Source organism: Streptomyces sp. CB02400, from assembly GCF_001905725.1.
GTDB classification, from domain to species: domain Bacteria; phylum Actinomycetota; class Actinomycetes; order Streptomycetales; family Streptomycetaceae; genus Streptomyces; species Streptomyces atrovirens.
Genome location: NZ_LIWB01000003.1, coordinates 121,031 through 131,988, shown reverse-complemented (window position 1 = coordinate 131,988; position 10,958 = coordinate 121,031). Strand labels below are relative to the sequence as shown.

The window sequence follows — 10,958 nt, the reverse complement described above, 5'->3', positions numbered from 1 at the left end:
GGCCGGGCGGCTCGACGAGAGGCACACCACCGCCGTGACGCGCCGGCCGGCTCGCGAGCGGGACTAGGCAGACGGCCGACCGGCCGGGGCACCGCCGGTCAACAGGGAGTCGTCGATGCGGGGCAGCCGCGTGAGCCCCTCCCGGCGGGCCTCCGGGCTCGCCGCCCCTGCCTCGGGGGCGGCCGGACAGAGCGCGCGGACGACGTACGTGCCGAGGGCGTTGTCGATCGGATGTGCCTGCGGTACGCCGTTCTCGTCGATCTCCTGGTACTTCATCAGGTTCTGCGCGACGGCCATCTGGCGCTCGCCGTCCCGGCTGGACAGCGCGATCGTGCCGGCTCCGAACACCGCGCCGTCGTGGCCCCAGAAGCGTCCGCAGGGCAGGTCCAGGGCGTAGATGCCGAGGCCGTAGTCCATGCCGGAGACGGGGACCGTGCGCGTCATCTCGTCGAGGGACGCCGCGCCGACGAGCTCCCCGCCGAGCAGGGCGCGGTAGAAGCGGTTGAGGTCGTCGGTGGTGGAGACGACCGATCCCGCCGTGTAGGCCCACGACATGTCGTAGACGCTGTAGTCGCGGGGCGGGTCGATCAGACCGTGGAACGACTCGTACATCCGCGGGTGCGGGCCCTTGAGGAACGGGGTGCGCGGCAGGTACGTGTGACGCAGCCCGGCCCGGTCGATGACGTTGCGAGTGAGGTACGTGTAGGCCTTCTGACCGGTGACCTCCTCCAGAAGGAGCCCGGCGATGACGTAGTTGGTGTTGGAGTACGTGCCCGGCACCGAGCCGGGGCGTCCGGTCGCGGGGGCCGTGAGGCCCAGCCGGACCAGTTCCTGTGGGCGGACGGAGCGGAAGCGCTCCTCGTCGAGGCTGGCCGTCGAGCCCCGGGTGAGGGAGGGGAAGGCGCCCGCGACGTAGTCGCCGATCCCGCTGGTGTGGTTGAGGAGCATGCGTACGGTGATCTGCCGTCCACGCTCCCCGGGTATCAGGTCCGGCAGGTAGTCGGAGACGGGCGCGTCGAGCCGGATCCGGCCGCGCTCCGCCTGCTGGAGCAGGCCCACGGCGGTGAAGGTCTTGCTGATGCTGCCCACCCGCTGCCGCATGCCCGGCGTGACCGGGCGGCCGGTACCCACGTCTGCGACACCCGCCGCCCCGGTCCACCGCTCGCCACCGTCCCGGACGGACGAGAAGACGCCGTACATGCCCGCCTCGTGGACGGCGTCCAGTGCGTCGCGCAGTGCCGTTCCGTCCAGGGACGTGGAGCCTCTGGGGCCGGCGAGAGCCGGTTGGGTGAGTACGACGGTGGTCGTCAACAACGTGGTGCCCAGGATGGTTCCGAGAAGTCGGGCAATGCGCAACTTCCTGTCCTTTCAATTGCCTTCGGGATCGATGGATGACCGATCGGGATCATCGTCAAGGGAGACGGACGGTCCTCACATCCTTCCGGGGAATGATCGAGAACCGGCCTCCGGCCGTCCGCCTGCGAACAACCGGCTGAAGGGAAAGGGGACTTGAAGGTCGCCTTCACTCGTTGTCCCGTCCAGGGGTCCGCAGTTGACGCCGATTCACGGGGTCGCGCACGGAAACGGCGGCCTCGCCGGTGAGGCGGTTGCACGCCCTTGGGAGCGCGGGGAGGGCGGCCGGACGGTCGTCTGCTCCACCAGGTCCACCCGCCACTCGGTCCGGAGGATGACGGCGATCGGCCGCCCCAGGACCACGGCCGGATCCACGCCCTTGGCGTCGACTCCGTCGAGCAGCGGGGGTTCCGCGAAGAGCGGGGATCCGCCGTCCGTCTCCTCCAGCGACTGCACCACCGCCGCGGCGTCCGGTGCGCGGAAGCAGTCGGTCAGAACACCCATCGCTTCCCTCCCGGTCTCCGTAGGTCGGGAGGAAGCAGGTCAGGTGGAGCGGCAGTGTCAGTGCCGTCCTCTATCCGAGCGTGAGCATCGCCTCGGTGATCTCGCCGACCGCCGCATCAGGGATCGCGGTAGCGGCCTCCTCCAGGATGAGCAGCCGTGCTCCGGGGATCTCGCGTGCGATCGCCTCGCCGTTGCCGACGGGGAAGAACCGGTCGCGGCGGCCGTGGACCACGAGCGTGGGAACCTTGATCTCGGGCAGGTGCTCGCGCCAGCGGGGTGTGCAGTCGAGCCTGGAGAACACCATGCCCAGTTGGTTGGCCATCTGGACCGCTGGTGCGGTGCTGGGTGTGCGGTCCCAGATGCGCGCGGCGACCGCTCGCGCGGCGACGGGATCATCGCCGAGGATCTCCGCGCCGGCAGCGGCGAAGTCCGCGACCGCCTCGCGGTCGCTCCAATCAGGCATCGCGTGCGCGAACAACCGGCTCATCGTCGCCCGGTCGTGGTCGGGGAGGTCGTCGTCGGTCGGCCCGGGCGCGACCGCGCGGGTGCCGACGAGCGTGAGCGCCGAGAACGCGCCCGGATGATCGAGCGCGGCCACCTGGGAGACCATCCCGCCGACGCCGATCCCTGCGAGGTGAGCGGGCCCGCCGCCGAGCACGCCGGCGAGGGCCGCCGCGTCGGCGGCGAGGTCGCGCAGGGTGTAGGCGGGCGCCTCCGGATCCGCCGTCGTCGACTCCCCGCTGTCGCGCAGGTCGTAGCGCACCACACGACGCCCCCCGGCGGCGAGACGCTCGCACAGCGCGTCGGGCCAGGAGAGCATCGTCGTCCCGCCCACGAGCAGGACGAGCGGCGCGTCGTCGTCACCGAACGACTCGATGCCCAGGGCGACCTCATTGGCGTTGACGGTGGTGGTGATTCGAGTCATGCCACGGCAGACTCCGTCCGCCGCCCGAACTCATCGCTCACGCCCCGGCCGATCGGTTCCCCGCCCAGCGGCTGCGCCGCCCCCGTGTCAGTGGGCGGCCCTATGATCACGCCGGATCCATGACGGAGAGGGGCGGCCGTGGGCGCCAGTGGGTGGGAGTACGTCACCGCATACGAAGGCAGCGTCGAGGAGTCGCTGGAAGCTTTGCACCGGCGGGTCTTCGACGAGTTGTACGGCCACGACGACATGTACGGCTCTCTGGACGACCTCTGGGCCGACGAAGAGCTCATGGGCGAGGAGGGAACGCACTCCGTCCTCGACATCCAGTGTGTCGTCCACTCCACCGCACCGCCGACGCCGCTCGCCGTCGAGGACTACGGGACGCTGCGGCCCCTGACGCACGAACGCGTCCTGCACCACTTCGGCACCAGCCGGCCGACACCGGTTCGGTTCGCGGAACTCCTCGACCACGCCCGCACGGCCGACCGGCTCCCGCCCGACCCCGGGGAGACGCTGCTGGACGAGTGCCGTATGCGGTGGACGGGTGTGTACGTCCTCCTCTACGCCGGTGACCAGCCCGAGCCGACCCACCTGGGCATCTTCGGATACTCGGGCGACTGAGTTGTCCCGCCGCGACCCGTCGCCTCCCTGCCCTCAACCGCCGACCGACCGGAGAACACCGTTGTCCTCGATACGTGACCTCACTGTCTGGGAGCCGCTGCTGCGGGTCGTGCGGGCGTCCAACGCGGAGCGGCTCGCCGCGCCCGGTGGTCGCCTGACGGGTCGGATCAGCCTCGGCGGTTGGAGCGTGCCGGTGCAGCGACCGCGCCCTGTGCCGGGGCGTGCCGTCCAGGTGGAGGACATGCAGGACGAGTTCACCGCCGTGGAACGGGTGCAGGACGCCCTCCGGGCCGACGGCGCGAACAGCGTCTCCTTCGTGGTGGAGACGGCGCCGGACGGGAGGACCCTGCTCCACGTCGTCGAGCCGGGCCCCGCCGTGGAGCCCGGCCTCATGAGCCCCTTCGTGGGTGCCCTGCTCCTGGTCGAGGGCGCCGTCCCCGAGCCCTGGCGGCGCCTGCCCGAGGAGGTCCCGGGGGCGGTGCCGGCGCCGTCGGCGGACCCGGCGTTGCTGGAGCGGACCCTTCGCGAGCGGCTGCCCGACGCCATCGGTGCCACCGAGGGGGAGATCGCCGAAGCGGAAGCGCGCCTCGGCGTCACACTGCCCGACGAACTCAAGGCGCTCTACCGGGTGACCCGGGCGCGATGGGAGGACTGGGGTGGCGACTACGAGGCGGAGGAACGTGTCAGCGACGCGGTCGGCTGTGAGCTCTTCTCCCTGGACGGGCTCTACGTCGCGGACGCGCGGTCCCGTCCCTGCCCTTGGCAGTTCGCTGCCGACGACGCCGTCGTCACCGCCCCGGACGCCGCCGTGCAGGGCCTCGTCGGCTCGCCCGGCTGGATCGTCTTCGGCGACAACGGCGGCGGCGACCGGCTGGCCCTCGACCTGACGCCGGGCCCCGGCGGACACAAGGGACAGGTCATCGTGATCGACCACGAGCGGACCATCGGCGCCGGACTGCGCGCCGACTCCCTCACCGACATGGTGGTCAACCGCCCCGACGGCTGGCACCAGCGCCGTGACGCGGACAACCCGCCGGTGGTGGCCCGGGTGAACATCCACTACCTGGACAGTGTGGAGGCCGCCGCCCGTCCCGAGCTGGAGGTGCTCGGCATCGGCTGGCGGAAGGGCGATCCGGTCAGCCTCGCCCCGGTCGTCGGGCTTCCCCGCCTGCGGACCCTCACCGCCGTTCCGGGCACGCTCGCCGACCCCCTGGAGATCGCCGGGCTGACGGGTCTGGAGTACCTGAGCCTCGGCCCCGAGGACTGGCGCGTCCTGCTCGACGCCGGTGCCGTCCCCCGGAGCCTGTCGGCGGCCCACATCGAGGTGCAGGGCGAACAGCACCCGCTGCCGATCCTCGACCTCGCCGACGAACTCCTCGCCCTGTGGGACCGCCCCCTCATCAGCCGGACCGTCCTCGAAGCCCGCCTGGACACCGACCGGTGAACGCGGACGGACTGGAGGAGGAGTGGGCGCCGCCGCGCGAGTACGAGATCGAGGTCGGTACCGAGCCGCTGGACCGGCCGGCCCGGAACTCGGTGGGCGGGTGGCCCTACCTCGATGACGGCCAGGAGTGGCCGCGGTGCTTCTGCGGCGCGCGCATGGCGCTGTTCTTCCAGCTGGATCTGCCCGACGACATCGAGTTCTTCGGCGGAGAACACCTGTCGGTGTTCCAGTGCGCCCACCACAACGACAGGTCGAACCCGGTGGCGGTCGACGACCGTCTCGTGCCTCGGTTCTGGGAGGCTCCGCAGCCGCCGTTCCCGGGCTCGTTCTGGCGGGTGCTGCTCCAGCGTGACCCGGGGATCCCGGAAGCGGAGCCCGAACCGGCCGTACGCGCCCTGCCGCTGGCCCTGCGGCCCTTCGTGGACGCGCACGGGCCGTTCACCATGTTCTTCAAGGTGGGTGGTACGGCGGCCTGGGCGCTGTACCCCGAGTCCTACCGGTGCGCGTGCGGAGCGGAGTTGGCGTTCGTCTGCCAGGTACCGGAGTCCCCGGAGTTCGACGTCCGCCCCGGAGCCCCGGTGCAGCCCCACGGCATCCGGGACGACGCCTACACCCTGTTCCTCGGCAGCGAGGTCTATCTGCTGGCCTGCCCGCTCCGCTGCGATCCGGCGGCCGTCCTGCCGGTGAACCAGGGCTGACCCCGCGTCACTTGAGGGACGTGACGAACGACGTCCAGGCCGGGGCCGTGATGGTGAGGACCGGGCCGTGGGGGACCTTGGAGTCGCGGACGGGGACGATGGTGGTGTGGGCGTCGCAGACCTCGAGGCAGTCGCCGCCCGTTCCCGCGCGCGCTGCCCGTCCTACGGGCGGCGGTGAGCGCCGACGAGGAGCCGGGACGAGGGCTCGCACTGCTGGACGCACTGGCGTCGAGGTGGGGTGTGGCGTACGGACCCGGCAACGGCAAGACCGTGTGGTGCGAGCTGGCGACCGGGTCACCGGAGGACAGCGCCGTCCCGGGCCGGAGTGCGGTGTCGGTGGCGTCCGTTTGGATGACGGCCGTGCACCGGCTGACCGCTCGGCGAGCGGGCGAGCCGGTGTGCGGTACGCACGGGCGGGCACCGGGGCATGTGCGCCGGGTGCACGCGGTGCGCCTCCGGCACCGCTGCGGCCCCGTCGAGCCGCACGACACGTCGGGACGGTGAAACCTCAGTCGCGCACCGACACCTTGGTGAGCCGCTCGGAGACCTCCCAGAGACGGCGCGCCGGCTCGGGGTCGCGGGCCGCTTTCGAGAGCTGCGCCGGTTTGGGCGCGCCGTACATCTGCAGCACTCCCGGCCCCACGTAGGTACCGCCGGGGATGTCGGCCGTGGCGGCGTACAGGGTCGGCCGCGCGCCGGCCTCCGCCGACGAGGCGAACAGGGGAGTGGTCAGCCGCATCAGCGAAGGCACGAAGCCGCGCGCGTCCGACAGCGCGCCGGTCGCCGCCCAGCCCGGGTGCGCGGCGGTGGCGAGGACCGCCGAACCCGCCGCCGTGAGCCGTCGCTGCAGTTCGAGGGTGAACAGCAGCACGGCGAGCTTCGACTCGTTGTAGGCGCGGAAAGCGTTGTAGCGCCTGCGTTCCCAGTTCGGATCGTCGAGGTCGAGGCGAGCCGCATGAGCGGCGGACGAAATCGAGACGACGCGGCCGGTGAGGTGCTCGCGCAGGAGCTGCGTCAGGGCGAAGTGACCGAGGTGGTTGACGCCGAACTGCGCCTCGAACCCGTCCTTGGTGCGGGTCAGCTCGGGCGGGTAGATGGCGGCGGCGTTGTTGACCAGCAAGGAGACGTCGCCCTGCCAGTCGTCGGCGAAGCGCCGGACGGAAGCGAGGTCGGCGAGATCGAGCGCGCGGACCTCGGTCCGTCCGGGCAGTTCCGCGGCGACGGCTCGCCCTTTGTCGACGTGGCGCACCGCGAGCACGACGCGGGCCCCGGCGGCGGCGAGCGCTCGCGCGGTCTCGCGCCCGAGGCCGCCGCTCGCACCGGTGACGATCGCGGTCCTGCCGGAGAGATCAGGAAGGTGAGTGGCGTGGGATTCGCTCATGCCGCCAATCTAGACACTGTCAAGAAACTTGGCAATGACAAGATGAGGGTAGGATCTGCCTGTGCCCGATGAAGCCCGCCCGTACCACCACGGCAACCTGCGCGCCGCGCTGCTCGACGCGGCCGAGCGCACCATCGAGAAATCCGGGACGGAGCGGCTGTCGCTGCGGGAACTGGCACGGGTCGTCGGGGTCAGCCACGCGGCGCCGCGCGCGCACTTCACCGATCGCCAGGCGTTGCTGGTCGCGTTGGCGGAGCGGGGTTTCGACCGCCTGGGCGCGCAGTTGAAGGCGGCACGCGACGGTGCCGGTCCGGGTTTCGGCGAGCGGTTGCGGGCGGTGATAGCCGGGTTCATCACCTTCGCGAACAGCAGGCCCGTGCTGCTGGACCTGATGTTCTCCGCGAAGCCGTACGGGGACAAGGCGCGACTGCCTGCGGCCGCCGAAGCCCTGGCGGTGGTGTACGACCTGATCGGCGACGGCGTGACCGAGGGCGCGCTCGCCCCGGGTGATCCCGAGCGTTACGGGCTGCTGCTCTATGCGTGGGCCCAAGGCCTCGCGAGCCTGATCGCCGGCGGCGGCCTCGAACCCGAGGTGACGGACTCACTCGTGTCCGACGCGGTGTCGACGTTCATCCGCGGCAACGCCGCCGGCTGAACGTGCCCGGCTGGTACCCAAGTGCGAGGCGTGTACTGGCTTGCCCTGCGCGCTTGCGATCCGGCGGCCGGCCGAAGGACGAGGGACCGGCCCGGATCGCCGACGCGAACCGGGCCGGCGAGGAACCGACACCGCTGATCGCCGATTTCCAGGCGCTCGTCTCTCCAGGCGCTCGTCGCCCGCCGGGATGACCTGCGTCGGTCCGGCATCCCGGGCCGACGCAGGTCCTCTCAGGAGTGCCTTCCCCGAGAACGACGGGATCAGCGGGTGACGTCGACCGTCGCCGACGCCGTGGACGCCTCGTGCAGGTCGTCGCCGGGCCAGCTCACCGTGTAGGTCGTGTCCTTGCGGGTGCGCGGCAGGTCGTCGATGGTGAAGGTGCCGTCGGCGGCGACCGTCACCGACGACAGCGTGCCGGTCCCCTTCCGGTCGGTGCGCTCCACCTTGAGCGTGGCCCGCTCCGGCAGCGCCTTCCCCTGTGCGGTGAACGTCCCGGTGATGTGGACGCCCGTGCTCATCGACGCCTCCGCCGGGGCGGTGAGCGTGATCGAGCTGGCCGCCTTGCCGACGGACACCGTGTGGGTGACGTCGGCGGCCGGGCGGTGGGTGAGGTCGCCGAGGCAGGAGACGGTGTAGGTGGCGTCGCCGACCAGGCCGGGCTCGTCGAGGACGGTGTAGGAGCCGTCCTCCTTGACGGTGAAGGTGCCCAGGTCGTGGGTGCCGGCCGCGTCCGTGCGGGTCGCCTTGACCTTCAGCGGCTCGGCGGGCGCCGGTCCGTCGTGCTCCAGCCGGCCCCGCACCGACAGCGGCTCGCCCGCGACGGCCTGGGCGGGGCTGTGGGTCAGCGTTTCACCGAGGCGGACGTCGTATTGGACTGCGGGGGGCTGGATGATGTGCAGCCAGAACTGGTTGCCGGCCGCGTTGGTGGTGACCGTGAAGAGCCGGGAGCCGTCGGCGGACCATTCCGTGCCGCGCGGCACGACGCGGTCGCCGTCCTGGCTGCCCTCGAAGACGAACTCCAGCGGCGCGGTCGAGTCGGTCGGGTCGGCGGGCTGGACCAGCAGGTCGGGGGTGGCGCCGGTGGCCGAGGCGCCGCGTGCCACGTACTTTCCGTCGCCGCTGAAGGCGACCGAGCTGGCGGTGGCGCCCGCGGGCAGGGACTGGTAGCCGTCGGCCGCGTCCGACAGGTCGCCCGTGTTCAGCAGCCGGGTGCCGGCGGAGGCGTCGGCCAGGGCGATCTTCGCGCCGTCCGGGGAGACGGCGACGTCCTTGAGGTTCAGCGCGCCGGCGCCGCTCTCGTCGGTGAACCGGCGGGTGGCGTTCCGTACGGGGGTCTCGCCGCTGCCGTCGAAGACGCTGAGGAACGGGTCGGGCGCCGAGGCGTTGAGCGCCTGGCCCATCACGAACGTGTCGTTCGGGCCGCCCTCCAGCAGCAGCTTGCCGGAGTCGTTCCAGCCGGTGCGCTGCCAGCCGCCGTTGACGATCGTGTCCACGGTCGTCGTCGCCGTGGCGCACTGGGACAGGTAGTCGGTGTACTGCGAGGTGTAGTACGGCTTGCCGCCGGCGACGACGACCTCGCGCCCGCAGTTGTCGCTCGGCGCGTTGGGCACGCTCTTGAGGGCCAGCGTGATGGTGTCGTACGCGGAGATCCGGAAGCGCTCACCGACGTAGAGCGTGCCCGCGTCGGCGCTGAGCGCCAGGCCGGAGACGTGGTAGTTGGTGTTGATGGTGGAGATCCGCTCGCCCTGGAAGGTGTAGACGGCGATCCGGCCGTAGTTGGAGCTGGAGCCCACGGCGGCGTCGGCGAGGAAGACGCGCTGGTGGACGCTGTCGACGGCCAGCGCCGAGTACGTGGTGAACGGCAACTTGGCGACGACGTCGGCGGTGGCCGCGTGCGCCGCGGGCGCGACGGCGACGGTGAGTCCGGTCCCGGCGAGTGCGGCGGCGAGAACGGTGGCCGCGAGGCGTCCGGGACGGCGTGCTGTATTCAACTGTGCCCCCCACAGGCTGTATTGACGACCCGTACTGGAAAGCCGCCCCCAACCATGGAACAGGGAACAGCTGTTCGGGTCGTACGAGATCGGGAGCGTACACCGGCGCACCGCGCATCGCGGCAGGTTTCCGGCGGTGTGGCGTCGCGCCGGCTACGCCGAAACGGCGCTGTCGGTGGCCGGCCCTGGGACCGGGAGCCGCCCTGCCACGAGCAGCCGCTTCCCCTCCGGCAGTTCGCCGCCACGGGGGCGGTCACCACCGCGCCGGACGACGCCGTGCAGGGCCTGGTCGGCCGGCCCGGACGGATCGCCTTCGGCGACAACGGCGGCGGCCGGCCGGCCCTGGACCTGACACCGGGCCCGGCCGGGGACACCCGATGGGCGGACCCCGGGTTCAGGCGGTCCAGTCGCGTGAGCACAGGACGAGGAGGTATCCGTCGGGATCCGCGACGGTCACGCCGTACTCGTCCCAGTAGGGGTTGTGCGCGGGAGTCCTGGTGCCCCCGTGTGCCTCCAGGCGTTCGACCAGCGATGCGGCGACCGGGGCGCCGAGGTAGACCACGAACAGGTCGTCCACTGTCGGAGTGGGCTCGATCGGCCGTTCGGGGTCACGGGTGAGTTCGAAGTGCCAGGCGGCGCCCGGCGGCCCGACCATGAGCAAGTCGTGCTCGCCGGGGACCCGTTCGGTGGTCCGCCATAGCACTTCGAGCCCGAGGCCCTCCACGTAGAAGCGTTCGGCGGCGACCAGGTCCCTCGAGGGCCGGGCCACCCGGATCCGGGTCGTGGGGCCGATCACGCGGAACCCTCCAGGGCGGCACGCCATACGGGGCTGTCGACGTAGTGGTTGTCGAAGCGCTCCGACGACTCGGCGATCTCCTTCGGGTCGGCCTCGCCACGCATCACCCGGCCGAGCAGGCGCAGGTAGTCGAACCTGCCCATGCCGGGGGTGAAGACGAACAGGACGTCCGCTTCACAGCCCGGGGCGGCCGCGAAGGCGTGCGGGGTGCGGGGCGGGACCGCGAGGAAGTCGCCTTCCTCCAGGACGGTGACTTCCTCACCCACCAGCACCCGCAGAGATCCGCTGATCACGAAGAACAGCTCCGATGCCCGGGTGTGGAAGTGGGCCGGCGCTCCTGCCGCGCCCTTCGCGAAGGTGGACCGGTAGCTCGTGAAGCCACCCGCGCTGCCGTCCGAATCGGCCAGGAGGGTCATCACGCTGCTCGGGTCGGAACAGGTCTCGGCGTCCGCATGACGGGTCAGCACCACCGCGGGCGGAGTGTCGGTCGCGGGCATGGCGGCTCCTCCTTCAACCTTGATAATCTCAACGTTAAGATAAAAGCAGCACAGGCGTCTCAACGTCAAGTCTCTTAACGTTGAGAAGATGTT

Annotated in this window: 11 protein-coding genes and 1 pseudogene; 4 read left to right on the top strand and 8 right to left on the bottom strand. The window is 71.6% G+C overall.

Annotation, left to right across the window (positions count from 1 at the left end; genetic code table 11):
• Positions 1 to 63 precede the first annotated feature (63 nt).
• From AMK33_RS08700 to AMK33_RS08690, 3 genes are all read right to left on the bottom strand, one after another.
• Entirely contained in the window at positions 64 to 1,356 is a 1,293-nt protein-coding gene (locus AMK33_RS08700; RefSeq protein WP_073932194.1) for a serine hydrolase domain-containing protein, read from the bottom strand.
• Positions 1,357 to 1,563: 207 nt separating this feature from the next.
• Positions 1,564 to 1,857 carry a hypothetical protein gene (locus AMK33_RS08695; RefSeq protein ID WP_201262989.1) on the bottom strand — a complete coding sequence of 98 codons (294 nt, stop codon included), beginning with the start codon at positions 1,855 to 1,857 and terminating at the stop codon, positions 1,564 to 1,566.
• A gap of 70 nt (positions 1,858 to 1,927) precedes the next feature.
• Positions 1,928 to 2,782 carry an alpha/beta fold hydrolase gene (locus AMK33_RS08690; protein ID WP_073932193.1) on the bottom strand — a complete coding sequence of 285 codons (855 nt, stop codon included), beginning with the start codon at positions 2,780 to 2,782 and terminating at the stop codon, positions 1,928 to 1,930.
• Between the two features lie 138 nt (positions 2,783 to 2,920).
• On the opposite strand from AMK33_RS08690, the gene AMK33_RS08685 reads away from it, so the two are divergent.
• The 3 genes from AMK33_RS08685 to AMK33_RS08675 all read left to right on the top strand — a co-directional run bounded on the left by AMK33_RS08685 (position 2,921) and on the right by AMK33_RS08675 (position 5,545).
• Positions 2,921 to 3,403, top strand: a complete 483-nt coding sequence (locus tag AMK33_RS08685) for a hypothetical protein (RefSeq protein ID WP_073932192.1) — start codon at positions 2,921 to 2,923, stop codon at positions 3,401 to 3,403.
• 61 nt (positions 3,404 to 3,464) lie between these two features.
• Positions 3,465 to 4,847, top strand: coding sequence for an SMI1/KNR4 family protein (locus AMK33_RS08680; RefSeq protein WP_073932191.1), 1,383 nt, complete (start codon positions 3,465 to 3,467; stop codon positions 4,845 to 4,847).
• Positions 4,844 to 5,545, top strand: coding sequence for a hypothetical protein (locus AMK33_RS08675; protein ID WP_235618024.1), 702 nt, complete (start codon positions 4,844 to 4,846; stop codon positions 5,543 to 5,545). Before AMK33_RS08680 ends, AMK33_RS08675 begins: the two co-directional genes overlap by 4 nt.
• 7 nt (positions 5,546 to 5,552) lie before the next feature.
• Here AMK33_RS08675 and AMK33_RS08670 read toward each other — a convergent pair.
• Together AMK33_RS08670 and AMK33_RS08660 are read right to left on the bottom strand one after the other, a co-directional pair.
• Positions 5,553 to 5,690 (bottom strand): annotated as a pseudogene (locus AMK33_RS08670) (DUF397 domain-containing protein); the annotation flags it as partial.
• 363 nt (positions 5,691 to 6,053) lie between these two features.
• Positions 6,054 to 6,926, bottom strand: a complete 873-nt coding sequence (locus AMK33_RS08660) for an oxidoreductase (protein ID WP_073932190.1) — start codon at positions 6,924 to 6,926, stop codon at positions 6,054 to 6,056.
• A 61-nt stretch (positions 6,927 to 6,987) separates the two neighbouring features.
• Between AMK33_RS08660 and AMK33_RS08655 the strand changes: the two genes are divergently transcribed.
• Positions 6,988 to 7,581, top strand: coding sequence for a TetR/AcrR family transcriptional regulator (locus AMK33_RS08655; protein ID WP_235618022.1), 594 nt, complete (start codon positions 6,988 to 6,990; stop codon positions 7,579 to 7,581).
• Between the two features lie 260 nt (positions 7,582 to 7,841).
• Here AMK33_RS08655 and AMK33_RS08650 read toward each other — a convergent pair whose 3' ends face one another.
• From AMK33_RS08650 to AMK33_RS08640, 3 genes are all read right to left on the bottom strand, one after another.
• On the bottom strand, positions 7,842 to 9,572 hold the full coding sequence (locus tag AMK33_RS08650; protein ID WP_073932188.1) for a hypothetical protein: 1,731 nt from the start codon (positions 9,570 to 9,572) through the stop codon (positions 7,842 to 7,844).
• Between the two features lie 394 nt (positions 9,573 to 9,966).
• Positions 9,967 to 10,395 (bottom strand): VOC family protein, encoded by a 429-nt coding sequence (locus AMK33_RS08645; protein ID WP_073932187.1) that lies wholly within the window; start codon positions 10,393 to 10,395, stop codon positions 9,967 to 9,969.
• Positions 10,365 to 10,865: a cupin domain-containing protein gene (locus AMK33_RS08640; RefSeq protein ID WP_073932186.1), complete on the bottom strand. Its 501-nt coding sequence runs from the start codon at positions 10,863 to 10,865 to the stop codon at positions 10,365 to 10,367. The genes AMK33_RS08645 and AMK33_RS08640 overlap by 31 nt, the downstream gene beginning before the upstream one ends.
• Positions 10,866 to 10,958: the final 93 nt, after the last annotated feature.